This window comes from Candidatus Poribacteria bacterium (genome assembly GCA_028820845.1).
Taxonomy (GTDB): Bacteria; Poribacteria; WGA-4E; order WGA-4E; family WGA-3G; genus WGA-3G.
On sequence record JAPPII010000124.1, the window covers coordinates 63,262 to 88,758 of the forward strand.

Annotated in this window: 26 protein-coding genes; 16 read left to right on the forward strand and 10 right to left on the reverse strand. The window is 48.7% G+C overall.

Features of this window, described 5'->3' with window-relative positions:
- The first annotated feature begins 99 nt into the window (after window positions 1–99).
- Window positions 100–720 (forward strand): hypothetical protein, encoded by a 621-nt coding sequence (locus OXN25_24090; protein ID MDE0427950.1) that lies wholly within the window; start codon window positions 100–102, stop codon window positions 718–720.
- A 292-nt stretch (window positions 721–1,012) separates the two neighbouring features.
- Here OXN25_24090 and OXN25_24095 read toward each other — a convergent pair whose 3' ends face one another.
- Complete coding sequence (locus tag OXN25_24095) at window positions 1,013–1,933, reverse strand: DMT family transporter (protein ID MDE0427951.1); 921 nt, start codon at window positions 1,931–1,933, stop codon at window positions 1,013–1,015.
- Window positions 1,934–2,002: 69 nt separating this feature from the next.
- Window positions 2,003–2,806 carry a phytanoyl-CoA dioxygenase family protein gene (locus OXN25_24100; protein MDE0427952.1) on the reverse strand — a complete coding sequence of 268 codons (804 nt, stop codon included), beginning with the start codon at window positions 2,804–2,806 and terminating at the stop codon, window positions 2,003–2,005.
- A 210-nt stretch (window positions 2,807–3,016) separates the two neighbouring features.
- Here OXN25_24100 and infA point away from each other — a divergent pair, with 210 nt between their 5' ends.
- From infA to OXN25_24140, 8 genes are all read left to right on the forward strand, one after another.
- Window positions 3,017–3,244, forward strand: a complete 228-nt coding sequence (gene infA / locus OXN25_24105; GenBank protein ID MDE0427953.1) for a translation initiation factor IF-1 — start codon at window positions 3,017–3,019, stop codon at window positions 3,242–3,244.
- A 139-nt stretch (window positions 3,245–3,383) separates the two neighbouring features.
- Window positions 3,384–4,373 carry a ribosome small subunit-dependent GTPase A gene (rsgA, locus tag OXN25_24110; GenBank protein MDE0427954.1) on the forward strand — a complete coding sequence of 330 codons (990 nt, stop codon included), beginning with the start codon at window positions 3,384–3,386 and terminating at the stop codon, window positions 4,371–4,373.
- On the forward strand, window positions 4,315–5,145 hold the full coding sequence (locus OXN25_24115) for a GNAT family N-acetyltransferase (GenBank protein MDE0427955.1): 831 nt from the start codon (window positions 4,315–4,317) through the stop codon (window positions 5,143–5,145). Before rsgA ends, OXN25_24115 begins: the two co-directional genes overlap by 59 nt.
- 678 nt (window positions 5,146–5,823) lie before the next feature.
- Window positions 5,824–6,198 (forward strand): hypothetical protein, encoded by a 375-nt coding sequence (locus OXN25_24120; GenBank protein MDE0427956.1) that lies wholly within the window; start codon window positions 5,824–5,826, stop codon window positions 6,196–6,198.
- Window positions 6,199–6,431: 233 nt separating this feature from the next.
- Complete coding sequence (locus OXN25_24125) at window positions 6,432–7,172, forward strand: hypothetical protein (protein ID MDE0427957.1); 741 nt, start codon at window positions 6,432–6,434, stop codon at window positions 7,170–7,172.
- Window positions 7,173–7,341: 169 nt separating this feature from the next.
- Window positions 7,342–8,232: a hypothetical protein gene (locus tag OXN25_24130; protein ID MDE0427958.1), complete on the forward strand. Its 891-nt coding sequence runs from the start codon at window positions 7,342–7,344 to the stop codon at window positions 8,230–8,232.
- 114 nt (window positions 8,233–8,346) lie between these two features.
- Window positions 8,347–8,490, forward strand: a complete 144-nt coding sequence (locus OXN25_24135; protein MDE0427959.1) for a hypothetical protein — start codon at window positions 8,347–8,349, stop codon at window positions 8,488–8,490.
- Window positions 8,491–9,780 carry an MFS transporter gene (locus OXN25_24140; GenBank protein MDE0427960.1) on the forward strand — a complete coding sequence of 430 codons (1,290 nt, stop codon included), beginning with the start codon at window positions 8,491–8,493 and terminating at the stop codon, window positions 9,778–9,780. It begins immediately after the preceding gene.
- Between the two features lie 23 nt (window positions 9,781–9,803).
- Here the strand turns inward: OXN25_24140 and OXN25_24145 are convergent, their stop codons facing one another.
- Window positions 9,804–10,394, reverse strand: coding sequence for a UbiX family flavin prenyltransferase (locus OXN25_24145; GenBank protein ID MDE0427961.1), 591 nt, complete (start codon window positions 10,392–10,394; stop codon window positions 9,804–9,806).
- 221 nt (window positions 10,395–10,615) lie between these two features.
- Between OXN25_24145 and OXN25_24150 the strand changes: the two genes are divergently transcribed.
- The 5 genes from OXN25_24150 (at window position 10,616) to OXN25_24170 (ending at window position 15,881) form a co-directional block, all read left to right on the forward strand.
- The gene (locus tag OXN25_24150) at window positions 10,616–11,659 is read left to right on the forward strand and encodes an alanine racemase (protein MDE0427962.1); all 1,044 of its coding nucleotides are present in this window, start codon (window positions 10,616–10,618) and stop codon (window positions 11,657–11,659) included.
- Between the two features lie 36 nt (window positions 11,660–11,695).
- The gene (locus OXN25_24155) at window positions 11,696–12,412 is read left to right on the forward strand and encodes a phytanoyl-CoA dioxygenase family protein (protein ID MDE0427963.1); all 717 of its coding nucleotides are present in this window, start codon (window positions 11,696–11,698) and stop codon (window positions 12,410–12,412) included.
- Window positions 12,413–12,430: 18 nt separating this feature from the next.
- Window positions 12,431–13,324, forward strand: coding sequence for an amidohydrolase family protein (locus OXN25_24160; GenBank protein MDE0427964.1), 894 nt, complete (start codon window positions 12,431–12,433; stop codon window positions 13,322–13,324).
- 102 nt (window positions 13,325–13,426) lie between these two features.
- Complete coding sequence (locus OXN25_24165; GenBank protein MDE0427965.1) at window positions 13,427–14,620, forward strand: acetate/propionate family kinase; 1,194 nt, start codon at window positions 13,427–13,429, stop codon at window positions 14,618–14,620.
- Window positions 14,621–14,792: 172 nt separating this feature from the next.
- Window positions 14,793–15,881, forward strand: coding sequence for a sialidase family protein (locus OXN25_24170; protein MDE0427966.1), 1,089 nt, complete (start codon window positions 14,793–14,795; stop codon window positions 15,879–15,881).
- A gap of 16 nt (window positions 15,882–15,897) precedes the next feature.
- On the opposite strand, the gene OXN25_24175 is transcribed toward OXN25_24170, so the two are convergent.
- The 5 genes from OXN25_24175 to OXN25_24195 all read right to left on the reverse strand — a co-directional run bounded on the left by OXN25_24175 (window position 15,898) and on the right by OXN25_24195 (window position 21,288).
- The gene (locus tag OXN25_24175; GenBank protein MDE0427967.1) at window positions 15,898–17,232 is read right to left on the reverse strand and encodes a PQQ-like beta-propeller repeat protein; all 1,335 of its coding nucleotides are present in this window, start codon (window positions 17,230–17,232) and stop codon (window positions 15,898–15,900) included.
- Window positions 17,229–18,248 carry a mannonate dehydratase gene (locus OXN25_24180; GenBank protein ID MDE0427968.1) on the reverse strand — a complete coding sequence of 340 codons (1,020 nt, stop codon included), beginning with the start codon at window positions 18,246–18,248 and terminating at the stop codon, window positions 17,229–17,231. Before OXN25_24180 ends, OXN25_24175 begins: the two co-directional genes overlap by 4 nt.
- A gap of 150 nt (window positions 18,249–18,398) precedes the next feature.
- A complete protein-coding gene (locus tag OXN25_24185) occupies window positions 18,399–19,796 on the reverse strand; it encodes a sulfatase (protein ID MDE0427969.1) in 1,398 nt (465 codons plus the stop codon).
- Between the two features lie 38 nt (window positions 19,797–19,834).
- Window positions 19,835–20,863 (reverse strand): spermidine/putrescine ABC transporter substrate-binding protein, encoded by a 1,029-nt coding sequence (locus tag OXN25_24190; GenBank protein MDE0427970.1) that lies wholly within the window; start codon window positions 20,861–20,863, stop codon window positions 19,835–19,837.
- Between the two features lie 59 nt (window positions 20,864–20,922).
- On the reverse strand, window positions 20,923–21,288 hold the full coding sequence (locus OXN25_24195; protein MDE0427971.1) for a rhodanese-like domain-containing protein: 366 nt from the start codon (window positions 21,286–21,288) through the stop codon (window positions 20,923–20,925).
- 215 nt (window positions 21,289–21,503) lie between these two features.
- Here OXN25_24195 and OXN25_24200 point away from each other — a divergent pair, with 215 nt between their 5' ends.
- Both OXN25_24200 and OXN25_24205 read left to right on the forward strand, forming a co-directional pair.
- Entirely contained in the window at window positions 21,504–21,947 is a 444-nt protein-coding gene (locus tag OXN25_24200) for a hypothetical protein (protein MDE0427972.1), read from the forward strand.
- 1 nt (window position 21,948) lies between these two features.
- Complete coding sequence (locus OXN25_24205) at window positions 21,949–23,097, forward strand: Gfo/Idh/MocA family oxidoreductase (protein MDE0427973.1); 1,149 nt, start codon at window positions 21,949–21,951, stop codon at window positions 23,095–23,097.
- A gap of 83 nt (window positions 23,098–23,180) precedes the next feature.
- On the opposite strand, the gene OXN25_24210 is transcribed toward OXN25_24205, so the two are convergent.
- Together OXN25_24210 and OXN25_24215 are read right to left on the reverse strand one after the other, a co-directional pair.
- A complete protein-coding gene (locus tag OXN25_24210) occupies window positions 23,181–23,540 on the reverse strand; it encodes a clan AA aspartic protease (protein ID MDE0427974.1) in 360 nt (119 codons plus the stop codon).
- A gap of 65 nt (window positions 23,541–23,605) precedes the next feature.
- The gene (locus tag OXN25_24215) at window positions 23,606–25,429 is read right to left on the reverse strand and encodes an ATP-binding protein (GenBank protein ID MDE0427975.1); all 1,824 of its coding nucleotides are present in this window, start codon (window positions 25,427–25,429) and stop codon (window positions 23,606–23,608) included.
- Window positions 25,430–25,497: the final 68 nt, after the last annotated feature.

Genomic DNA, 25,497 nt, shown 5'->3' on the forward strand with positions numbered 1-25,497 from the left:
GAATGGCAATTTTCTGTAGGTGCGTTTTCCAAACACTAATCCACTTCCCTTACGTGATTGGAAAACGCGTTTATGCAGGCAATTGGGAGGTAAGTCGAAATGAATGTATTAGAGATGTCCGATTCTAAAATTTATAAACTCGGGATTGGGATACTTATAGAGCAATTCGGACTTGATGGAACAACACGGTTTCTCGGAATCTGTAAACCGCGCAAGAACGACATGAAAATGAACGTACAAACGCTTTCCCATTCTGAGATGGAAAAGATTCAGGAGGAGCTCTATAAGGCTTATAGAACACAACCGCTTGGACTTCATAGAAACCTCAATCAAATGTCCGACATGGATTTTTACGAGTTGGGGATTAAAGCTATTTCGGACCAGATGGGCCCCGTCGGAATGGCGCGCTTTATCAGAATACGCAGACCTGGTACCACTGATTATACTGCTGAACGCCATAAATGGCTTGATAAACTTGATAGGCACACAGCCCTTAAAGGGATTCGGCAGATTCAAGAAAAAAAATGCGTGGCAGCACGAACAGAAGACAACTCCGAGTCCGCATCGAAAATCCGCATACGTGGTTACAAAAGATGGATAGAAGTCAAAGGACAGCACACCAAGTATGAGCGGCATGCTGAGCCGGATTTCCTAATTGGTAGGCGCGGTTTTGCGGCGTACTCGACCCCGGTTCATGCCCTAAGGCATGAATACCGTTGATTCATGCGACGGGCATTCCCAACCGCGCCAGTTCTCCTTCCACAATCGATCGTGCCGCCGCTGGCGAGGTTTCCTAACCTCGCCTTTTACTACATCTTCTGGCAAGTATTCCGGTTTGTAGTAGGGCAATTCATTGCCCGTATTTCATATCTATAGATGCTTATCTCTTCTCCACCACTCTCCGTTAGAATAGGTAGGCGAGGTTTCCTAACCTCGTCGTCTCACCGTTCCAAACCCTCTCTTTGCTCCAGCGGAGCAGCATATCTATAGCATGAGTCGCCTTAAGACTTTATCACTGCCGCATATTCACCAAATAAATCCCAGCCGCCACCAGCACAGCACCCCCCAGCAAACTAATCGTCAGTTCATCCCCTAAAAACAAGTAGCTAAACAGCACTCCCGACAAAGGCGTTGCAAAGAACAGCACAACCAGTTTACTCGCACTATATCGCTCAAGTATAGATGTCCACGCCAAAAAACAGAAACCCGCGATAACACCCCCTTGATACAGGAGCGCAGCGGCACTTGAAAGTGTGAGCTGCATCGGTTCACCGCGTTCAAATAAGAAACTGATTACACCATAACACGGAAGACTCAAACTTAAATACCACACGAGAAGTCGGTACGGATGAATCGATTGGACGAGGAGTTTTGTCACGACAACGCGGAGCCCCAAGAAGCACCCACTGATGAGTACAAGGATATCGCCGAGAATACTCGTTTCACCATCACCGAGGTGCGGGGCGACTGTTACAAAAACACCACTGAAGGCAACGATAATCCCCAAGGTCTTTGGAATCGAAAGGCGTTCCGTCGGAATCCAGAGATGCGCAAATATTGCTGTAAAAAAGGGGTAGACGTTGATGAAGATGGTTGAGCGCGATGCTGTCGTGAAGAGCGTTCCTATGTTCAATGTGATAATTTGAAGTATGAAAATGGTCGTGAGTAGGATCAGTCGCGGCAGTTCACCGCGACGTAAACCAAGCGAGACACGTCTGAAGAGTGACCACCCTCCAATAATAACCAGTCCAATCACAAAACGGAAAAACGCCAGTGCCATGGGTGGGAAGTCTTGCAGCCCGACTTTGATTGATGGCGAATTCCCACCCCAAAGAAATGCGAGGAGCAAAGCGAGGGCGATAATCTTCCCCCGCGGCTCCTCACTAATCACTGCTGGTCTTGGCGATGTCCCGATAGTCTCTTTTTTATTCAAAGGAAGCTGATATCCTCAGTAGAGGTTCCCGTTCTTTTACAGTAGGAGGGGTTTGCAACCCCGATTTCATTAATCGTAAGCACCCGGACGGTGATTCCCCATTAAGCGTTGTTGACGTTCCGTTGCCAGTTCCAAAGTATTGTCGTTGAACTGAAACCGATTCAGGTAGGGCGGGAATTTCTGGGTTATCATCCGATTCGCGTAATGCACCTGTAGGAGATACCGAGTCTGATCGCTCCGATTCGCTGTCCCTCGGTGCCAAACCTCACTTCGGAAAAGCACGACATCACCACCATTACAGAGAATGCTTTTCTCTTGATTCCCTTTCCATTCCGTTTCGCCATCCGGTCGCCGTCCAGAAAGGTGGCTACCCGGCACGAACTTTGTTGGACCGAGGTCTTCGTAGAGATCGTCCAGATAGTAGTGTGCAGTTGTGATGAAAATCGGGACCTTGACGCGAGGGTCCTCTAAAATATCCGCTGGCAGTGGAATCGGCAACCAATCTGTGTGTAAACCTTGATCAGGACGCCCCGGACCTGTTACCCATGCTGTCATACCGATGACATGGCAGTCTTCGCCGTGCACTGCCTCTGCTAACTCAATGACGGGAGACATGTCGAGATATTGTAGGAAGACCGGATCGCGATTGAAGGCATTATTAATATGTTTGTTGAGGAAACCGTTCCCATTTTCTGGTGTACCGTGCCTATCAAAACTCTCAGGAATAGCCGTTAACCTGTCCATCGCGGCGCGAAGTTCCGCCAGTTGTGCCCCTTCGATAACCGTCGGTAGATAGGCATATCCGTCTTCCTCCATTGCTGTGACTTGGCTCTCGAGGTCGGGATAGGCTACAAGAGGTAAGGATTCGCTCATTGTCTGTTTCTCCTTTTTCTATAGCGAAACTTGGAAAGTTCAATCTTTCACTTCTGTATTTTACAACTTTCAGATGTCTATGTCAACTTTTTTCCGAACAATTCGTTAACAAAGTACATCCAAATTAATGTTAAGAGTAACTAAAGTATTATCAAAAAAGGAGAAAGAAAAATGAAAAATGAACACGTAACGCCCGAAACTTCTGAAACTATGACTAAAGATACAGCTATCCGGGTGCTTGGAACAGTGTTGGAATCTTTACCCGGCAATCTCTTTCACGTGAAGTTAGAGGATAACGATTACAAGGTGGTCGCCTACCTTGCCGGTAAACTGATGCAGCACAAAATCTGGGTCCTCCCCGGCGACCAGGTTACCGTTGAGCTTTCTCCGTATGATCTCACGCGTGGACGCATCGTTTGGCGGGATCCGGGTGCTTAGGATCTTCCGCTACGCACACCCTTTCCTGGAGAACGCTGCGTTTCATGCGATCACGTCCGTGCAAGTATAAAAAGGAGTAACAGCCTGTTTTTTCTTAATGCGCACATAAGCAACGCGTCTCCGACAGGCAAACCTAATTATGGAAGGCATTGTAATCAAAGCGCGCGGTGGCGAATACGAGGTGCAGGTCGGCAATCAATGCTATACCTGTGTCTTGCGCCACCAACTCATTGAGGATGAAAAACGGAGACTTGATGAGACAAAAGAGATGCCCTATGTCGATTTAGTCGCTGTCGGTGATCGGGTCCGTATCTCGGCAACAGCGTCTACACAAGAGAGCGGATATATCGAGGAAGGTCTTCCACGCGACACGCAGTTCGGACGCACCCGGATGGACGGTTGGCGGCAAATCATCGTCGCCAACCTCGATATGTTACTCATCATCTTCGCCGCACGCCATCCTACCCTCAAACTTCGCATGCTTGATAGATTCCTCGTTACCGCAGAGGCATCTGATGTTGAACCCGTCATCTGTATTAACAAAATCGACTTAGCGAAATTCGAGAATGTACAGCGCGAACTCAATTTATATGAAGAATTAGGCTATAAAGTGGTTTATACAAGTACTGTGACCGGTATAGGCATTGACAAATTGCGCGAAGTGATGCAAAATAGCATTTCAGCGATTGTAGGTTCATCAGGTGTTGGAAAATCTTCGTTGCTCAATGCATTGCAGCCCGGGCTACAACTCCGAACGGGCGAGGTCGATGACCGCATACACAAAGGACGACATACCACAACTGAAGTCGTACTCTTACCGCTCGAATTCGGGGGCTTCGTCGCCGATACACCGGGCATCCGAACCCTCGGTTTGCTTGAAATTGATGACGAACAGGGGCTTGATATCCATTTCCCAGAGATGCGGACTTATATACCGGAGTGCAAGTTTGCCGCGTGTACACACCAACACGAACCGGCTTGCGCCGTTAAGCGGGCAGTCGAAACTGGGGACATCAACCCGCTCCGATATGAAAGCTATCTCCGGATCTCCGGATTTAAGGAAGGGAGATATGAACGAAACTCAGATAAGAAACGAACCGATCGAAAGACACGACGACGTAGACGCTGATCCTCAGAAATGGGCGAACGCAATTCAAAACCTGATGCGTATTATTGAGAGAAGCGAACAGAAACTTGGGTACTTTGAAAACCGAGTGAAACAGGCACAATTCGTAGATCGTCCGAAGCAGCAGAAAGTTCGTGCTGCGGGTGCCCAAGTCGGTATGCACTCAGCACAGCTCGAAGGATTGCGCAACGAGTTGTACCAACTCGAACGTCTTCATAGTGGGGGCATCCACTTTCGGCACACCACGGAGAATGAGCTTCGCCAAATTTGGGCGTGGATCAGCCGACCGACCATCAGAAAATACCTTTACACAACGCCAGTATCGTTTGAAACCTTTCTTGAGGATTGGCATCGTTGGATGGCACAAGAACAGACACGTGCCTTCGCTATTGAACTCCGTACGACCCGACTTCTCATCGGATTTATCCTTCTCCAGCACGATGAAGATACCGTTACCATCAAATTCGTCGTCATTCGACCCGATTATCGTGCCCGGGGATATGGCACAGATACACTCGTTGAAGCCGCTCACTACGCTTTTGAGCAACTCGGAGCTGAACACATCACGCTACAAGTATCCGTTGACAACGGACCCGCACTGGTATGTTTTGAAAATGCAGGGTTCCGCTACCTCGGTTACACAGATACTGCAGGACAGACCTACACCATGGGCATTGAACGGAGCGAATGGGAAGGCGACACGCCGATAGACGAGGTATCTGCCTCCCCACGACTCAGTGCCCCGCTTGGTGCGTTTTTTGATGAGGAAAATTGAATTGTCTATACCGCTGGCGAGGTTTATCAACCTCGTCTTCTTAACTTAGTTCTTCCGCTATCTTACTCTGGTAGGCGCGGTTTCTTAACCGCGCCGATTCTCCTGAATAAATAGCCCTATTTTTTTTCAAAAAAATACCCAAAAGTGCATCCGAAAATGTGTATAAACGAATCGTTGTCATTTTTTGAATGGCGATGGTATCCTATTGCCGCTGTATTGTGGCAAGCGAAAAAAAGGAGGAATTTATTATGTTAGCAAACCAGAGGAGGTGTGACACTTAGTGTTACACCCTTGTGGTGTGACACCGAGTGTCGCACGCTTTGGAAAGGGACGGGGGGCTGAAACCCCTCTGTCCCTTATTTTTCTTATGCGTTGCTTTTAGAATAGAATGAGATCACACTGAACTAAATTTTCATGGCATATTTTTCTATCTTTTGGTATACTATCCCGTACAATTAGCAAAGCGTAATCTTTGCCAATATGTTGTTAATTTTTTCAATCGTGCTAAACTACAAAGAGAGACAAAAAGGAGGAGGTAACCATTATGCTACGTTTGAACCACGCTACCCTTCGTCTAAAAACATGCAGTCCAGGGCGATGGTGCCTCTGCCCATTATCGACGCTTTGATTGAAATGGCATAGGCGCAGTCGCCTCATACGTGAGGAGTCGCTCTATCTATGCCCAAATTTAATCCTGAATTTTGGGAAATTCCGGTCCCACCGGAATATTTCGATGAGTTTACGACAGAAGATTGTCTTTGGTATCAAGCACCTGATAACGGATATATAATAGCCCGTCGTCTCAAACGTCAAGCGGTCTTAGAACAGATCCATCAAATTATTGTAAACGATCTAACGCACCGCCAAGCCGAGTGCGTCCAACTCTACTTCTACCAGGGCAAAACCCAAGAAGAGATTGGTTCTATCCTCGGCATCTCCCGGCGTGTCGTCAGTCAACACCTCTTTGGTATCACACGAAACGGGAAGCAGATAGGCGGCGCGATTAACAAGATCCGCAAGATGTGCCGAAAACAAGGAATAGAATTTCCTTAGTACTAAAGAACCAATTTATCTATCAACACTACAAGTGCAATTCAATGCAAGAGAAACCTTCTAGGAGAACCTCTTGCATTGAATTGCACTTCGACCCCTGCGACTCAGCAAACACCCTCGCTGGTCAGCGGTGCTGCCGCTGTAAATGAAAAATATTGAAACTTGGACGAACATTCTGCGTTTCCTTAAGGACGCTTTGTTGTTTAAAAAAATCAAATATTAAGGAGATAAACTTGAACAGGTTCGCACATAGATGTCATACCCGTGTCATTCCAAGCCTTACGAGAGTTCCACTCGCTATAATCCTCATGTTTCTCGGATGTGGGGAACCCGTACCAACAGGTGAAATCCTCACCGTTCAACAGATAGAACAGATCGTTAAATCTACGGGAGCAGATACCGTCTGCCTTGAAGATACTACCGATTCAACCTGCCTCACAGTGGTGCCACCACCTACTGATCCTGAACCTGAAGCACCATCCCCGGTTCTGCATATCCATGCTGAAAATCTCACCTATGTCTTCTTTTATGAAGAAAAACCGATACTATTGGCTGAAGCAGTGCTGGATACCACGGAAACTCTCAAAAACTTGCTTCAAACTGAAGAAGTCATTAATACAGACATAGACATTGCCATTAAATACTGGCGTTTCCACGTCTACTACCCGGACACACGCGCTGGAACAAACTATAGACTCCGGAAAAACAAGGTCAGAGCCGTTGAAGGTATAGAAGTGCCTGAGGATACCGCAGACGACGTAAAAATCGCAACATGGACACGCCACGATACCGCCGATGCGGAAACGGAGAACTTTCCTGATATCGACTTCACACTTGAAACAGATGCCTTGGAATTGACGATAGTCATTGAGTTGTTGATTCCAGATAACACTGCGACTTTCTATATAAACGCAGTACACGTCCCAACCGATCCGGAAGCCGTCTCTTTTAATCTGAAACCTTTCAGAAATTGAGAGCGATATCCAGTCGTTCACCCCAAATATGCACAAACGTGCAAACTCGAAATATAAGCGAGGTTAGGAATGCACGTTGCATTTAATTAAGCGAGGACACCGCAAAACCTCGCCTACCAGGGGGATGGAAGTGTGCTCTTATTTTTACCATTCGTTATAAGGAGTCCTTATGAAACGCTACAATCCGTTCATATTTTTCATATATGCCGCAGGTGTCTTCAGCATAACACTCACCTTTATGAGTTGTGCCGACACTCCATGGACAGGTTCCATTGTCACCCCAACGATGGACGATTATCTCACGGTTACCGGAGACGGAGACCTGTGCTTTGAAAATGGCGTTGGTTCTTCTTGTGTCAAACTTATCCCGCAAGGTCCACAAGACCCTCTGAACCCGCGTCCGCATATCCATCTCTACACGGGGAGGACGGTCTACGTCTTTTATCGCGATGGCGTTCCCGTCGTCCGTGCCATTCGCAGCTCGACTGTATCAGGTGAAACACCGGTAGGTCTACAAGCCCCTACTAGTTCTGTGTTCGCTGCTGCAACTGAAGAACCGGAGCCTGTGATTGATAACACCGCGCCTGTATTCGATACCACAGGTACAGGACAATTGGAACCCGTCGTTGATAGCACACCACCGCCTATCGTCAATCCCGCAGTTGTTGTGAATTCACCAGACCCGGCTCCCGTCACTGATCCCGTCACTACTCCCATCACTACTCCCATCACTGATCCCGTCCCTGATCCCGTCCCTGATCCCGTCACTGATCCCGTCACTACAAATAACAACGACGGCAAGAATAGATGGATAATTGAAATACAGGGTTTCACCTTAGGGGAGCCTGGAACGAATACCCTTGATCTTGAAGCTTATTGTGAATCTATTACTATCACAGACGAGAACGGAAACACTTACGAGAAGGATAGGGTTTCACTGCTCCATGGTCATCGCGGCGATGATGACGGAATTCAAATGATATTTTATACAGATGCTGAAGAGTTAACAATTACAGAAGCGGAATGCGGAGACGACCCGGTAACATACACAATCCGGTAACATACAACCCATCGGACTGAATTCTGATTTTATGGTGGTATCCTCTTCGAGTGTTCCTTTGTCCCTAACACCAAAACACCCAAACACACCTTGCGAAAGAAAAGCATCTGTGATATGCTAACCTATATCGTACTTGGTATTTCTGCCGAAAAGGGGAACATTATGGCGGTTCAAATTGCAATTGTTGACTATGAAGAGGTCGTGGCAGGGAATATGGAAGTCTACCAGAAACCGATCAACGAACGGTGGAATCTCTAATTGTCTAAACAGGAACGCTCTCCAACAAAGCCTGCAGAGGAACGCCAGCCGGAGATTGAGAAACCAGTCGGATATTTTGAACTCATCCGCCGCAACCGCAACTTCCGCTGCCTCTGGGCAGGGCAGGTCGTTAGCCTACTCGGTGATTGGTTTAACTTAATCGCCTCTGCAATATTAATCGCTGACTTAACGGGGTCAGGACTCGCTCTGGGATTCTTGTTCACAATTCGGATGATCGCACCCTTTGTCATTGCCCCGATTGCCGGGATCTGTGCAGACCGATACAACCGGAAACACCTCTTAATCATTACTGACGTTGCCCGTGCCATCATTGTTTTCGGATTCCTTTTTGTTCAAGACGAAAGCCACGTCTGGCTGCTCTATGCCCTCACGGCACTTCTGTTTGCAGTCAGCGGCTTCTTCAGTCCTGCCCGGAGCGCGATCCTACCGGACATCACTTCTCCACAAGAACTCGGCACTGCCAATGCCCTCGGTGCTGCCACTTGGTCAGTCATGCTTGCTGTTGGTGCAATGATTGGCGGTTTAACAACCGGACTCTTTGGCAGCCAGACGGCTTTTATTCTTGATGGATTAACCTTTTTCGTTTCGGCCGCTTTTCTACTTCCAATTAGACTACCCGGTCCCCCGTCTGCCGTGCCAGGGACCCCGACCCGGGCAAAGTTAAGTGCCTTACGCTACATGTTCCAGCATCCCGATATTCTTTTTATCGCGATGCATAAAGCAGCCATAGCCCTCCTCCTCTCTTCAGGATTTCAGATTGTACAAATAGAAATCGCCAACAGTTACTTTGTCATCGGCGTTGGTGGCGCAATCAGCTTAGGTCTCATATATGGTGTAAACGGAGTCGGTAGCGGTCTTGGACCTATTCTTGCACGACATTGGATCGGTGATCAAGATAGGCTCCTTCGGATAAGCATTAGCATCGGCTACCTGATTAGCGCAGTTGGGGTTCTTATTACTGCCCCTCTTTATAATCTCACAATTGTACTCATCGGTGGGTTCGTCCGGAGCATTGGCGGTGGGATTATATGGGTCTTTTCAACGCAGCTCCTCCTCCAGAATGCGCCGAATGAGATCCGGGGACGCATCTTCGGCACGGAATTTGCGCTTTTTACACTCATGGGAAGTGTCGCCACGGCGGTCGTCGGTGCCTTGTTAGATCAGTTTCACGTTCGTATCATTCTCGGGGGAATGGTAGTACTCCCCCTTATTCCAACGGTATTCTGGTTATTGTGGCAGGTTCGTTACAATCGAATCAAATCGGGATAGATATGTGTAGTCGTGGGGATCACTTATTCTTTCCATCGTTGGATGAGTTGCGTGTCTATCGCAAACTGATCTAAAATCTTTGTCACAACAAAATTAAACATATCATCCACGGTTTTCGGGAAGTGATATAATCCCGGCATCGCCGGTAAGATACATACCCCCATCCGAGATAACTTCAGCATGTTTTCGAGGTGAATAGAACTCAAAGGAGTCTCGCGTGGCACGAGTACAAGTTTGCGATTTTCCTTGATGCACACATCCGCAGCGCGCTGAATCAGATTCCTTGATATACCTGTTGCAATAGAGGCGATGCTCCCCATACTACACGGCACCACGATCATCCCTTCCGTACGAAAAGAACCACTCGCGATTGACGCACCAATATCCGATTCGTGATGGTAGATAACGCTCGGCGAGGATACGCCGATAAGCGATTCCAACTCGAAATTATCAGGGTCTATCTTAATTTGGAGTTCTTCCCACAAAGCGCGCACACCCGACGCAGAAATCGTCAGATGTACCTCTATATCCTCATGCTGCGTCAGTACTTCGAGCAATCGGACACCATAGATACCCGCGCTTGCCCCTGTTATCCCAACAATCAATCGTCTCAATTTTAATTCACTCCTCAGCGAAAATCACACAGTGTTAAGCAATCTCTGTATGTACCAGATGTAACTATTGTAACTGTTTTTTTCTAAAAAATCAAAGGTAAACCGTCTGTAGGCGAGCCACCAGAGGCATTCAATTCTCCAATAATTTCAATTAATCCAACTTGACAGAAAACTTCATAAGGGGTAAATTAAACGCAGAAACCAGTTCACTGAGGAAAACGATGAACATCGCTGATTTAGATACACCGACACTCGCTGCAGACCTGGATGTGCTTGAACGAAATATCCAAGGTATGGCAGCACATTGCCGTCAACTCGGCATTCCACTCCGCGTTCACACCAAAACGCACAAAGTGCCAGAGATTGCTAAATTACAAGTCGCTGCCGGTTCCCAAGGGATTACCTGTCAGAAATTAGGCGAGGCAGAGGTTATGGTGGATGCCGGACTTGACAACATCCTTATCCCCTATAACATCGTCGGCAAACCCAAACTCAGACGTTTAACCGCACTCGTGAAACGCGCACAAGTTACTGTCGCGCTTGATTCAGAAGAGACCGCAAACGGTATCTCTCAGCAAGCAACTGCTGATGGCTGCGTTGTGCCTGTTATTGTGGAGTTGGATACGGGAAGTGGTCGCTGTGGCGTGCAGTCACCGCAGGCAGCACAACATCTCGCGCGGAAGATTATGAAAATGGGCGGCATTGATTTCCAAGGCGTGATGACGTATCCAAGCAACCTCCGGGCAAAACCGTTTATTGCAGAGACGCTTGATCTCCTCGCTCATGACGGAATCCCTGTGAACATTATCAGTGGCGGCGGTACAGGTTCTGAAGCAGCATCGAAAGAACTCAGTTGTACCGAGACCCGTAGCGGCTCTTATGTCTACGAAGGCATGACTCGCGTCGGGAGATCAGGCATGCTGTCGCCGGAGCGGTGTGTCCTTCGCGTTATTGTGACCGTCGTCAGTACACCAACCCCGGAACGGATTATTATTGACGGCGGACAAAAGACGTTTGCCAGTTATCCGCCGACCCCTTATGGACATATCATTGAACATCCAGATGCCAAAATTTACGGTATGTCCGTTGAGCATGGACATGTGGATGTCAGTGAATGTTCACACCGATTTAAGGTCGGTGAGCAACTCTCCGTTATCCCACTGCACCAAGGGATGACGAGCAACCTTCACAATGAACTTGTAGGTATCCGAGACGGTAAAATTGAGGCAATTTGGCAGATCGCAGGCAGAGGCAAGGTTTCTTAAGCCACGGCACTCTTTACGGACAGTAGAGGTGAAATTATGATTCTACCGACACCCGAACAGCAGGAACAGTGGGAAGAAGAAGGGTATCTCGTCTTTGAAGACGCGATTCAAGGGGAAGATCTCAAAAGGCTTCAAACCGCCTTTGATTATTGGGCAGATGTATGCAAAGAGGAATGGTTGGATAGGGTTGAAGCCGGCGAAGCCGCAGCAACCTTTTACGACATCCCAAATCCGTTTGACAAGGACCCAATCTTCATAGATATTGTCGATTATCCGAGTTACTACGGTGCCTTGATGGATTTCACAGACCACGATCTGATTATATTGGCGCCGCAGGTTCGGACGGTAGCCCCTTGGCCCGTGAGTTATACCGGATGGCACCCAGATGTCGCACAGAGCAATCCGCTTCACATTAAGGTACAAATCTATGTGAACGATGTCCTTCCCGGATGCGGTGAATTCGCTTTTGTACCCCGTAGTCACAAACCAGGCGCGGGTCCCTATAAGCGTCCGCTTCACCAAGAGAGTATGCCCGGACATAAAACGTTCCCCGGTAAAGCAGGAACCGCAATCATGTTCAACTCGTACGGCTGGCACGTCTCAATGGATAACGCTTCGGATGTCCCTCGGAAATCGATCATACTGATTTATGAGAAACGGACACCCGAACGCGTCGCACCCGACCGGTTTGCATCCATCGCATCCTATTGCCAAACGCCAGAGCGTCGTAAATTGTTTAGTTTGGACGACTAAACGAAGGAGACCTGTTCTATGCCACGGATTGATGCACACCTGCACGTATTCGCGAAAGCCTCACCCGAATTTCCGCGTGAAACAAGTGATGTCTGGCCGGCGGAGCGTGAGGAACCCGTTGAGAAGTTATTAGGTGAGATGGAGCAAAACCAGATTGATCAGGCGGTTCTTGTCCAGATGGCTGGCACGAGTCTGGAGCAGCACCGTTACCTCTTACGATGCCTCAAAGATTATCCAAAACGGTTCTTGGGGATTGGGCTTATTCCACAAGACCATCCGAATCCTGCCGAACACATGGCGCGATTGACGGATGACACCGGCATTATTGGATTTCGGCTCTCGACATTTGGCGGCCCCCGTGATGTTTTCGCAAAAATGGAAGTCCGCGAATTTGAAACCTATCCTATCTGGGAATATGCTGCTGAACACGATTGTGTCCTCTGGCTCTATCCACAGGCGATTGAGGCGCACCTTCTTCCGTATCTAATACAAGCGTTTCCACAAGTGCGGATTGTGCTAAATCATCTCGGCATGACACCAGGCAAAGGTAAATTTAGTTGGGATGAACTCGGTCGTCCACAAATCCAAGTATCAAGTTACAACCTCGCTATGCACACCACATATCGTTTGGCGCGATTTGAAAATGTTAACGTGCATCTCTCTGGTCAGTACGCATTCAGTAAGGAAGGTTTTCCCTATCAAGATTCGGCGGGCTGGCACCGGAACTTGCTGAACGATTTCGGACCCAAACGATTGATGTGGGCAACCGATTTTCCATGGATCTTGGAGGATCCGGGTTACGATAAACTCACAACTGTTATCGAGAAACTCATGCCGAGTTTAACCGAGTCAGAGTTAGCAGACATTATGGGTGGAAACGCAAAACGAATCCTACGTTTCCCTGATCTGTAATTACTTTACCCCATGGTAGGCGAGGTTTCCTAACCTCGCCGGTTCATCTTGTCTCAGCAATCCTAAAATCTACTGTTATCCGCAATAGGAAATATTAATTTAATGCGTATACTCTGTGCGAATGTAGGAAGTACCTCGTTCAAATACCAAATTATTGATATGGAGACAACAGCTTCCCTTGTCAAGGGAGGCGTGGAACGAATCGGCAATTCACCATCAGCCTTTACGCATGCCGTGCCGGGCAAACCAGCCGTTGAAGGCGAGATAGATGCACCCACACATACCGGCGCAATTGCGCACGCAATTCGCCTAATCACCGACCCCGAAGTCGGATGCCTCGCAAATCTGGAGCAGCTCGATGGTGTCGGGTTCAAAACCATTCTCGCCAAAGGTTACTGGCGTTCAGCAAGGATTACTGAAGATGTGATAGCCGCGCTTGAAGCATCAACGCCACTCGCACCGATGCACAACCCTGCCTATATCGCCTCTATCCGTGCGTTTCAAGAACTCCTCCCCACAACCCCGCTCGTTGCTGTTTTTGAGACGTGGTTTCATCAGACGATTCCAGATTACGCCGCCGAATTCGGTGTGCCACGATTCTGGGTGGAAAAACACGACATTCGTCGATATGGCTACCACGGTGCCTCACATCGATATATCTCCGAACGCGTGCCGCAACTCCTCAGACGTGAATCGGGAGACGGACTCCGTATTATCTCCTGCCACCTCGGAGGCAGTTCGTCTCTCTGCGCTATCAAGGATGGAAAGTCTATTGATACGTCAATGGGGACCTCAACGCAATACGGGATGATTCAATCCACTCGATGCGGCGAGCTGGATGCCTTTGCTGTATTGTATCTGATGGACAAAGAGGGGTTCTCTACCGATGAAATCCGCCGTCAACTGATTGAGGACTCCGGTGTGAAGGGCATTTCCGGCACGAGTGGCGATATGCGAGATGTGGAGGAGGCAATAGAATCAGGGAACGATAAGGCGCGCCTTGCATTGGATACATACTGTTATGGCGTGAAAAAGTATATCGGCGCGTATATCGCCGCACTCGGTGGTGTCGATGTCATCGCTTTTGCGGGGGGGATTGGGGAGAAGGACCCAATAGCGCGTGCGAAGATTTGTGAGGGGTTAGAATGGTGCGGGATTCGCTTAGATCCCGTGAAAAACGAGCAGTGTACCGGAGAATCCGACCTCTCTGCCGACAATAGTCGTGCTAAGATTCTGGTTGTTTCCACAGACGAGGAATTCATCGTATCGCGTGAAACCGCCCGCTTACTAAGCTAACCCTATCAATCGCGGTAGGCGAGGTTTCCTAACCTCGCCGAGACAGAATGTCCAAGTAATTCTAAAATCCACCATAGTTTGTGTTATCCGATGTACCAACGTAGGGGTTGGGTTACCCAACCCTACTTTTAATTTTAAAGTTTTTATCAAAAACAGAAGGGAGAAAATCATTATGCGACAAGTTACACTCTATCGCGAACCGGGTCGTTACGCCGGTTGGCCAGCGAATTACGGTATATGGGCTTATGACAACGAAATCATTGTCGGTTTCACGGTTGGGTATCACAAATCCGATGGGGGTTTCCATCGCCGAGACCGCGATAAACCCTTCGTCGGGATGCAGGCACGCAGTTTAGATGGTGGTGAGACATGGAGCGTCTCAGAAACGCCCTGTCGCCTGCCCGCCAGAGGCACACTCTCCGCAGATGAACACGTCGAAGAACAGCATAGACTCAAAGCGGAGGCAGCGTTCGATACCCCGCAACGCGTTGATTTTACACACCCAGATTTTGCGATGATGTGCAGCAGATCCGGACTGAGAGCCGGGGCGTACTCGTGGTTTTACACCTCTACAGACCGATGCAAAAGTTGGAGCGGCCCATACCGACTCCCGATGTTCGGTTATACCGGTGTCGCCGCTCGGACAGATTATCTTGTTTCCAGTCCAGACGAATGTCTGGTATTCCTCACCGCGTCAAAATCGGACGGTGAAGAAGGCTTGATATTCTGCGCACAGTCAACCGATGGTGGTGAATCTTTTTCGTTGCTATCTCAGATTGGACCGGAACCCGAAGGGTTCGCCATTATGCCCGCAAGTGTTAGGTTATCCGATTCAAAGATTCTCGTGGCGGTTCGTTGTCGTGATGCGAGCGGTTATACACGGCCGGACTGGCATGAACGCAGAAACTGGATTGATCTTTATGCTTCAGAGGACAACGGGAAAACGTGGGACTACATGAATCAACCTGTAGATGATACGGGACGGGGTGGGAACCCGCCAACCCTCACTCTTCTTCATGACGGAAGGTTGTGCCTTATCTACGGCTATCGGGATGCACCGCATCGGATTTGCGCTAAGTTGAGCAGTGATAATGGTGAGACGTGGGGTGAAGAGATTGTTCTGCGCGATAACGGCGGCGACCACGATGTCGGCTATCCACGTACGATTCAACGTCCCGATGGAACTGTGGTAACCGCTTACTATTTTGATGAGGAACCCGACGGTGAACGGTTCATTGAGGCGACCTTGTGGAAGCCGTAGCAAGAGGACGCGGTTTTCAGTCTTTCTGGGGCGTGAGTGCGAAACAGACTAATCGGTTTTTGCCTCGAACATATAACAGTCCGTTTGATAAGGCAGGGGCCGACCATGCCGGATATTCTATAAATTGTCTGCCATTTTCGTCTCTTGGCACTGCTTCAGAGAGGATCTCCATCTTTTCAGGTGTGCATTTGAGCAGCATCAACCCTCCGTATTCACCGAGGTAGATGAAATAGTCGTTCACCCAGAGGAGTGAAGCCCGTTCGTTAACGCGTTGTGCCCATACGACCTTACCTGTTTTCATCTCTACACACCGAAGTTCCCCACCAGAAGAATGTCTGGAGCTACAACCGTAGAGGTAGCCTTCGTGGTGGATCGCCGTGTTCCAGTGCAGTTTCATTGATTTCTCGCGGCGCGGCGAATCTTTCCAAACAACTTTATAGCCACCCGGATACACTTGGAGAACCGAACTGCCGACCTCGTAAGATTCACTGATAAAGACGAGATCATCTGCAACGACAGGAGATGAGGCGTTAACGGATTCAATCCTTGCGCAACGCCATGGATAGTAAAAGTCGAATTTCCCAGTGGTCGGTTCAAAACCGACGAGTCCATCGCGGGCGAACATGAATCCCCAACGCCGCCCATCAATTGTTGCCGTGATAGGACTGGCGTAACTCGCTAATTGGTCAGTGATTTTATAAACCACTTCGCCTGTGTGTTTGTTGAATGCGACGATACCGGTGCCGTTTGGTGGGGGCTTACCGTTTGATGCCCAAACGTCTTTCGGCGTTCCCGGTGGAGAACCCCCAATTTGGGCAATGAGGATATCGCCTTCAACGATGGGGGTTGAAGCCGTCCCGAAGAAGTTTTGAACGACGTTGAAACGCGCCGCCGTATCCACCTTCCATAATAGCGTCCCATCTGAAACGCTCAGACAGTGTAACTTTCCCTGAACACCGAAGATATAGACACGTTCACCATCAATGACGGGGCAAGACCGCGGTCCATTGTTGTATCCGTACATATCTTCGTAGTCTGTGGGGTATTCAAATCGCCAAAGTTCCGTACCGGTGTCGCTTTCCATACAGGTGAGGCGCGCCATGTCGTCATGACGAGCGAACATGAATAATCGTCCGTCTGCGATGGTAGGTGCCCCGTAGCTGGTGCCAACCTTCTTGTGCCAGATGACCGGAGGCCCCGTGTTTCTCCATGGCGCGATTTCTATCTTCTCTTGTGACTTGCCGTTTCGCGCTGGACCGAGAAAATCTGGCCAGTCCAAGCTGTCCGTATCTGCCGCTACTATCAACGGGAAACTCAATATGAGGAAGGCGATTCGCGCAAATATCCTCACCCGGCAACCTCTTCATTCGCCCGCTTCACGAGTGCATTCATATAGGCGATCGTATACGCCGTTCCGATGCGACCGTCGCCTCCCATTTGTGGAATATGGTCTGGAATCAATACGCCGTTGAAGTTGACTTCGCGGAGTGCTTTCGCCACTTCGTACATATCCTGATAGCCGTTATCGACGAAAGTTTCGACGAAATGCGGAAGCGGTTGATCTACATTGCGGAAATGGACTTTGAAGATTTTGCCCCGTTCACCGAAGTAGCGGATCGATTCAATGACATCTTTGCCCATCAGTTCGCCACCTTCTAACCAGCAGCCAACACAGAAACACATACCGACATTCGGACTATCAGCAATTTCCAGCGCGCGTTTATAGCCTTCAAAACTGCTGAAGATACATCGCGGAATACCAGCGAGGTGTACCGCGGGCGGATCGTCAGGGTGGATTCCAATCATCACACCGGCTTCCTCAGCCACTGGTGCCGCCTGCTTGATGAAATAAGCGTAGTTATCCCAAATTTCCTCTTCACTAAACTCGCGACCGTGTGAGAGCGGCATCCCATAGTGTTTACCGCCCCAGTGTCCTACATCGGCAGCATCAAGGTTAAATGCCCGCGCGCTTGCACCGCCGCGGGTGGTTTCACGCTCAGTACTCCAGATGCCGTTCCCCATGTGTGCATAAGTCGTATACGGAATCCCGGCTCTACCGAGATCACGAATATAGCGTTTGTACTGTTCAACCTTCGCATCTCGGTTTTCCAGGTTAAGCACGATTCCGTCCTGATTGTGGACATCACTGTTGCCGAATCCGTAGATTTTGAGTCCAGCGTTCTCGAAAATCTCACGACGGCTCATGAAATAGTCGTAGTTCGCATTTTCGCCGTTCGTCCAAAGGACAACGTATTCAACATCCATCTGCTTAGCAAGCTGCAGATCAGCCTCACTCGGTTCCGGCGACATCTGTGCCGTAACTTTCATACCGGGTGCAATCTTGCTTAACGGGTTCTGAGTTGCCATTTTATCCCTTCCTTTAGGTTATGGGTTTTAAGTTTTGAGTTGTGGGTTAAAAGGTTTTTGTAACAATTTTACCGTCCCTGAAGATTCCGGTCTGGTGTCGATTACCACCAGAGTTCTCTTAACCAAAAACCAAGAACCAACCACTAACAACTACTCCTCATCCCCTGCCTCTGCTTTGAGGCGATAGAGTTCCGCTGTCAATTCGGTAACAATATCTGCATAAGTCGGATCGTCGTAGACGCTACACATCTCGTTCGGGTCCTTCTCCAGATCAAAGAGTTCCCACTCCGGCTCTTTCGGTTCATCGATAGAGCCCGTTGTACCGAGTGCCTCGCCGTAGTAATAGATGAGTTTATAGCGATGCGTCCGTATCCCGTAGTGCGCTGGGACATAGTGATGTGTCAGATGCATCCAGTAACGGTAATACATTGAGGTCCGCCAATCGTCTGCGGTTTCACCATTAAGGATAGGGCGTAAACTCGTGCCTTGCATATCATCTGGGATTGAGACCCCTGCGTAGTCGAGCCAAGTCTCTGCGAAATCTATGTTCAACGCCATTGCATCTGACGAACTACCGGCTTGAATCTCACGCGGATAGCGAACAAGGAAAGGCATCCGTAAAGATTCTTCATACATAAAACGCTTATCATACCAACCGTGATCACCTAAGAAAAAGCCTTGGTCGGAGGTATAAATGATCATAGTGTCATCAGCAATGCCTTCAGCGTCCAGATAATCAAGCATCCGTCCGACATTATCATCAATCGAGGCAACGCACCGGAGATATTCTTTAATATAACGCTGATATTGCCAGTTTGCCAGTTCCTTCTCAGACAATCCGTCAGGCGGCGGACCAAGCGTATCAATCTTGAGATCGCTTTCAGTCATGTGTCCGAAGACACGCATCTTCGCCTCTTTCGCGGCGTTTGAACGGTTCGCGTAATCGTCGAAGAAGTTATCCGGCATCGGAACGTCTTCGTCCTCAAACATGTGGGCGTGCTTCTCATCCGAATCCCAGGGTCGGTGCGGTGCTTTGTGATGGCACATCAAGAAAAAGGGTCGCTCCTTGTCCCGGTTCTGGAGCCAATCTAACGAGAAATCGGTGATAATGTCAGTCGCGTAGCCTTCGTGGGTCGTTCTTCCTTCAGGTGTAAGCATCACCGGATCGTGATAGAGTCCTTGCCCAGGTAAGACGTTCCAGTAGTCAAAACCCGTTGGATCCGCATTGCCACCGTGTCCGAGGTGCCATTTGCCTACCATTGCTGTCTGGTAACCATCTGCACGCAACATCTTCGCAACATTAGGTTTCCTGCCATCAAGTGGGTCTGACAACGTCTTAACACCGTTGAGGTGGCTATGTTTCCCTGTCAAAATGTTTGCACGACTCGGCGTACAGATGGAGTTTACACAAAAACAGTTTTGGAGAATCATACCGTCATCTGCGATACGATCGAGGTTCGGTGTTTGATTAATCCGACTCCCATAACTGCTGATAGCGTGTGAAGCGTGGTCGTCGGACATGATGAATAAAATATTAGGTCTACTCAACTTTTTCTCCTTTAGATTTACAAATAAATGCGGACTGACTATTTTGCCTTAATTTCCTCCCATGCCCGGTTATAGTGTCGCGTAAAGTCTCCAGGGTCTTTCAACCACTCAAGAGATTCCAGAATCTCTTTCGGCGGATAGATGAATTTGTGCGCCCGCAGATGTTCCGGTAGATATTCTTTCGCTGTAGGCACGCAGGTCCCATATTTCGTGAAAGCCGTAATCTTAGCGTTGACCTCAGGACGTAGCAGATAGCTGATAAACTGCTCAGCGAGTTCCTTATGCGGTGCGGATTTCGGAATACAGACCGCATCAATAAACTGGCTGGAGCCTTCTTTCGGGATGACGTACCGAATCGTCGGGCGGGTCTCAACCGCTCGGAACGCATCCCCACTCCAGCAATGTGCCATCACAACATCCCCCGCGATAAGGAGTTCTTCCGCTTCGCTCTTGTACTGTTTAACAAGCGGTTTCTGGTCAATGAGTTTCTCTTTCGCCGCTTTGATTTCCTCTGGATCAGTTGTGTTGAAACTATATCCGAGCAGTTTAAGCGCAGCACCGATTGTCTCACGTTGGTCATCGAGCATACTGAATTGATTCTTATATTTCGGATCCCAAAGCACTGCCCAACTGTCAGGATCTGGTGAAACGACTGTCGAATCGTAGGCAATACCGGCGGTGCCGAATGTATAGGGGACGGAATATTTGTTTTCAGCATCAAAGTATTTGCCAAGGAATAGGGGACTGATGTTCTGGAAGTTCGGGATATTATCGCGATTCAATTCTGATAACAGGTCCTGATTGATTAGAATTGACACCATATAGTCAGAAGGCATGATAATGTCGTAACCTGTCGCACCCGCTAACAACTTCGCGAGGAGATCCTCGTTGCTGGCATAAGTGTCAACAAGGACACTCACCCCGTATTCCTTCTCAAATCCTTCACGGATATCATCGCTGACGTAACCTGCCCACGTAAAGACATTGAGTTGTTTCTTTTGCCCATCGCTATCGCCGATGAAAAGCGTGAGGAGTATCAATGCTAAAATGATATATTTGTTGTGCATGTTTTCTCCGTAATGTTGACAAGGTCTGTTATCTGTGCTAATCTACGTACACAAAACACTTATTCTTCGGATGCCTCAGTTGGTAACCCTTCGGCTTTCCAACCGCGAAAGCCGCCGGTTAGGACTGAAACATTTTCATATCCCATATTTTTTAGCGTCTGGGCAGAAAGAGTCGCACGTGTACCGCCGCCGCAGTACGTGACGATATGTGTGTCAGCATCCGGCACAACCTCGTCAATGTCAAGTTCAATGTATCCGCGTGGGAGTGAAACCGCATTCGGTAAGTGTTCTTCATCGTAGTCGGGTTCGTCACGCACATCTATGATAACAACGGATTGTTCCGCTTCCGTGAGTTCGTCCGTGGAGATGTGTCCAACGTTTGCCTTCGCTTCTGCAAGAAGTTCTTCAAGGGTTTTTAATGGCATCGTTTTCCTCCAAAAGTGTTAAAAACTGCTGATTGAATTTAAGAGAATTTTGGCATTTTAGGGCGCAGCTTGCAAGCCCATATTCAAAAGTCTAAGCCAAAGTGAGTTTCTGCAAAATATAGCATAATGTGGTGGATGCGTCAACATTTTTTGGCACATCTTGTGGATCGAGGTGTCATGAACAGGAGATTGCTCTTATATGGAGAGGAGAAAAAATGGAATTGCTTAAAAAATCTGTACAATCCGTACTTGAGAAAGATCGGATTGGGAGTCCAGTGTTCTTACGGTGTGTCCTTCATGTCGCTAATGAAGGTGAGAATTTGCTGTCACCGGGAACAGAGATTGCTACGCTCGCAAATGAATGGATACCCTCACAGCCGACGCACGTCTATGCCCAAGGGGACGCAGAGGCAACGCAGGTTACCATAATGATTCACTATGTCGGCGGACAGATGGCACTGCTAAGCGTCAATCGCGTTGATGTGCAAACGGCAATTGACCTTATGTTAGTTGGTAATAAAGGAGTCATTTACCACGAGACACCGATAGGCAGACATTACTCGAACGCCATTCCACCAGAATTGGACGGCTCAGGTGAACTAACAGCGGTTATCGCGCAATCGCTTGAAAGCGGTCAACCCATAACCTTGGAGGGTTAACATGCAGCAGAATGGAAAATACGGTGTGCTTTTACTCGGTGGACATCGCACGCATCAAGAAAATTACGCCTCGAATTTCGCACAAGATGAACGTTGTCAGTTGGTCGCCTTTGCGGATGAATTGGACGGACCACCAGAGCGAATTACGTTAGCGCGTTCCCTCGCAGCGGAATTAAATCTACCTTTCATCGCCGACCTTGATGAGGCGTTGGCACGTGAGGATGTACATATTGTCAGTCTCTGTACAGATGTAGAACGCCGTGGGCGCATCGGGGCAAAATGTGCCGAAGCAGGAAAACATGTCTATCTTGACAAACCGATGGCACTCAACGCGGAAGATGCTGATAAGATTGTTACTGCTGTTGAGAAAAACGGTGTAAAATCTCAAATGTTTAGCAACATTTATAGTACCTGGGCGCGTACCGTTCAGCAGGCATTGACATCTGGAAGTATCGGGCAGCTTCAGGCAATTCATTGCGATGTTCTGTTCTCCAAGGGACATCCCGGCACCGCGCCGGTTGGCGAGAAACGGGTCCAAAAACCGACTCTCGAACGCTACAGTTTCGTTGAAGCCAAACCTGAGATGTTTGATGTCGGTGTCTACGCTGTGTCTATGGTGAATTGGTTAACGCAAAAACGGGTGCAGCGGGTCTTCGGTGGAACGGCGAACTACTTCTTTCAGGAGCATCGCAACTGCGGACTTGAGGATTTCGGTGCTTTGGTCTTAACCTTAGAGGACGGGATCACCGCAACGATTGTTGGTGGACGCTACGGTTGGCAGAGCCACGCCCAAGGCGGCGTTCGGAAAGTCCATCTCATCGGCACTGAAGGCTCTTTGACATTTGATGCATCAGCGAATCGTTTAGAGGTCTTCGCTGCTGAACCGGCGTTTGAACCACCAGAGCCTCATCCACTTGATCCGATGGGGATGTGGAGTAGCACACAGGCTGGGATTGGGATGCAGCCTAAACAGCAGTGGATAGATGTGGGCAGTGGGGACGATGGACAACGCGAATTCGGCGCATTTCTGGATTGTATTGAAAAGGATGTCGAAAGTGAGATGAACGCAGAATTTGCATCGCATTCTGTGGAGATCATCTGTGCTGGGTATCGTTCCGCAGCGACTGGGGAGGTTATCATTCTCAATTGATGCCGGAACTCACAGCGGATTAATTACCTCATGTAACTTGGGACTGTTGGTTGGGTGATTTTTCTACGACAAAGGGGCAATCGTTACATCACCATTTGTGTTACTACATCCAGTGTTACACGACTTCCGCGAAGCAGTGACATACCAACCAACGGTTGCTTGTCTGTTTGCAGAACTTCTATATCGCGTTCTTTACCGTTCCAGATCACTTTGGCAAGATATAGGTCGAGAAGTACTGCCCCTCCGTGAGCAATAATTGTGTGCCGAGTACCAATCTGTGGTAGCCTTAAGTAGTGAATTAAAAACTCTGGTAGTGTCAGATAGCCCGTAAATCGGGTATCAAGAGTTGCCTCAATTTTCGCGCGTTGATTTAAGCCGATCACTTCCACTTCAATGATGGCTACGCGTTCGTCTCTAATTTTCCCTGTTATAAAACACCACACTGTGTTCGTTACACATTAGCATTATAACACAAAATTGTGTCGCGTGCGAATGCAGCATTTTCTTCCTATCCGGTAACGCCTATGGTCTCGAGTCTCGCGATCTGTTTCACCCAAGATTCTCGAATCTCAGGGGAGTAGTCTCCGGGGAGTAAGGATTTTCGGGTGCAATTGACAAGAGCTTGTAGGGTTTGATAACGTCGAATGGGACCAATGTCGGGGAGAATCCGGTCTTCGACGACAGCGATGATCTCATCGAGCGTCAGTTCGCTTGTTTCGTCTGATGTCGTTGACAAACGACCCTTGTAGAGGCTGGCGGCTTCTAAGTCGGAACGTAGCGATGCGAAACTTGCGGCAGAGTAGTCCGCTGTCAATTTCAGGAGTTGTTCAACGGCTTCTTCAGAAATCGGATCCCCAATGACTTTAGCAAGCGTCCAGCGAAGGAAAGCCTCTCGGTCTTCGCCACTCGGGTCAAGCACAGGAACGACCATATCTCCAACCCTACCTTCTCGCCGTAGGTCGGGTGAGAGGTTATAGATACGCGCCGTCATCAAGAGCCACGTGATATTGCCACGGAGTTGCGGATCCGACATCATCGCTTGTATCTTGCCTGTCAACCGCCGTTCCGTGCTGTGTGCATCCCGCCCGACATCCCCGAATTGTGTATCCGCTTCATCAACGAAAATAAGCACCTTCACAAGTGCCATCAACAGTCGCCTGAGTCGCTCAAAGATAACATCCGTCTGTCCGAACCACATACTCCGAATGTTCTTGAGGACCAGCACCGGAATATCGAGTTCACCGGCGAGTCCCTCAAAAATAAAGGTTTTTCCGCTGCCGATGGGACCACAAACGCTCATGCCAGCGATTGCATCAGGACCCGTTGAAGTGATACGCGGAATTAATTGGGTCTTCAGAAAATCTACAAGTTTCTGGTTACCAACGATGTCTTTTAGACTATGTGCAGGTTTCTTAAACTCTACAACATCTTCGCCTAACTGTCCTTGGATAAATTCGGACACTTTATTAATCACATCTTCCGGTTGCAATTTGTCGCCAGAGTAGCGAGCAGAGAGGAGAAGTTGACGCAATGCCTGTATCGATAAACCCGCCGTAAGCATCGCAAGTTGGGTTTGGGTGCCCCAGAGGTTTAATGGCTTTTCCACCAATTTCGGTGTATTGTTGAGCCATGAAATGAAGTGCTGGCGTTCCGGCATCCCTGGTGATGGGATCTCAACGGTGACCACCTGCGGCAGCCTGATAATCCGAGAATTCACAAGGCTCGCTGATTCTGTGATGAAGATGACAGTGTCGTTATCATTCATGAAATTGGAGTCTGAAATCCAATCCTGAACGATACTAATCCGGTGTCTATCTTGAAGGGATAGACTCCGAATTTCACCTTCTGGGAGCAGCATATCTGCCGCTTCAATGAAAATTATCAGTTTCTCTGATAGTAGTTTTTCGCCTTGCGCGTTCGTGCTTCGGGAGAGCAGACAAAACTGACGTAAGAGTTCGAGTGCTAACGTCGGGCTCCCGATTGCATCGTTCATATACTGTGTAAAAGGGACATCAGCAGGTTCGGCAGCGGCGTCTAACAATCCAATGGAACGTCGCTTGCTTGTGCTCGCATTTGGATCAAACTCCGGCTCGGTTGTCCCTCGCCACACATTGAATGCCTGCTTAACTTTTTCCCGATCAGCATCCTGGGCAAACCGTATAGGACCGTTGAGTTCGTAAACGATCAGGATGAACCCAGGGATGTCCCAGCTGCGCGTTAAAAAGGGGACAAGTGGAATATAATCCGTATCCTCTTCCTGGCGTATGAAGAAGAGGTCGTGGATATTTCCAGATAGAACGAGACTCCGTGACGTTCCTGAATTGATGAGCATTCCGGCTTCTGTGCGGAATGTGTAGGTTGGGCTTTTAACGGCTATGAATTACCGCCCCCTTCTATTTC

Excerpts from the sequence above, each read along its gene's own strand:
- OXN25_24215 (MDE0427975.1), bottom strand. The coding sequence starts at position 25,429 with ATGCTCATCAATTCAGGAACGTCACGGAGTCTCGTTCTATCTGGAAAT.
- OXN25_24200 (MDE0427972.1), top strand. The coding sequence starts at position 21,504 with ATGGAATTGCTTAAAAAATCTGTACAATCCGTACTTGAGAAAGATCGG.
- OXN25_24155 (MDE0427963.1), top strand. The coding sequence starts at position 11,696 with ATGATTCTACCGACACCCGAACAGCAGGAACAGTGGGAAGAAGAAGGG.
- OXN25_24100 (MDE0427952.1), bottom strand. The coding sequence starts at position 2,806 with ATGAGCGAATCCTTACCTCTTGTAGCCTATCCCGACCTCGAGAGCCAA.
- OXN25_24190 (MDE0427970.1), bottom strand. The coding sequence starts at position 20,863 with ATGCACAACAAATATATCATTTTAGCATTGATACTCCTCACGCTTTTC.
- OXN25_24135 (MDE0427959.1), top strand. The coding sequence starts at position 8,347 with ATGCTAACCTATATCGTACTTGGTATTTCTGCCGAAAAGGGGAACATT.
- OXN25_24130 (MDE0427958.1), top strand. The coding sequence starts at position 7,342 with ATGAAACGCTACAATCCGTTCATATTTTTCATATATGCCGCAGGTGTC.
- infA (MDE0427953.1), top strand. The coding sequence starts at position 3,017 with ATGACTAAAGATACAGCTATCCGGGTGCTTGGAACAGTGTTGGAATCT.
- OXN25_24090 (MDE0427950.1), top strand. The coding sequence starts at position 100 with ATGAATGTATTAGAGATGTCCGATTCTAAAATTTATAAACTCGGGATT.
- OXN25_24115 (MDE0427955.1), top strand. The coding sequence starts at position 4,315 with ATGAACGAAACTCAGATAAGAAACGAACCGATCGAAAGACACGACGAC.
- rsgA (MDE0427954.1), top strand. The coding sequence starts at position 3,384 with ATGGAAGGCATTGTAATCAAAGCGCGCGGTGGCGAATACGAGGTGCAG.
- OXN25_24160 (MDE0427964.1), top strand. The coding sequence starts at position 12,431 with ATGCCACGGATTGATGCACACCTGCACGTATTCGCGAAAGCCTCACCC.
- OXN25_24150 (MDE0427962.1), top strand. The coding sequence starts at position 10,616 with ATGAACATCGCTGATTTAGATACACCGACACTCGCTGCAGACCTGGAT.
- OXN25_24170 (MDE0427966.1), top strand. The coding sequence starts at position 14,793 with ATGCGACAAGTTACACTCTATCGCGAACCGGGTCGTTACGCCGGTTGG.
- OXN25_24205 (MDE0427973.1), top strand. The coding sequence starts at position 21,949 with ATGCAGCAGAATGGAAAATACGGTGTGCTTTTACTCGGTGGACATCGC.
- OXN25_24180 (MDE0427968.1), bottom strand. The coding sequence starts at position 18,248 with ATGGCAACTCAGAACCCGTTAAGCAAGATTGCACCCGGTATGAAAGTT.
- OXN25_24120 (MDE0427956.1), top strand. The coding sequence starts at position 5,824 with ATGCCCAAATTTAATCCTGAATTTTGGGAAATTCCGGTCCCACCGGAA.
- OXN25_24195 (MDE0427971.1), bottom strand. The coding sequence starts at position 21,288 with ATGCCATTAAAAACCCTTGAAGAACTTCTTGCAGAAGCGAAGGCAAAC.
- OXN25_24165 (MDE0427965.1), top strand. The coding sequence starts at position 13,427 with ATGCGTATACTCTGTGCGAATGTAGGAAGTACCTCGTTCAAATACCAA.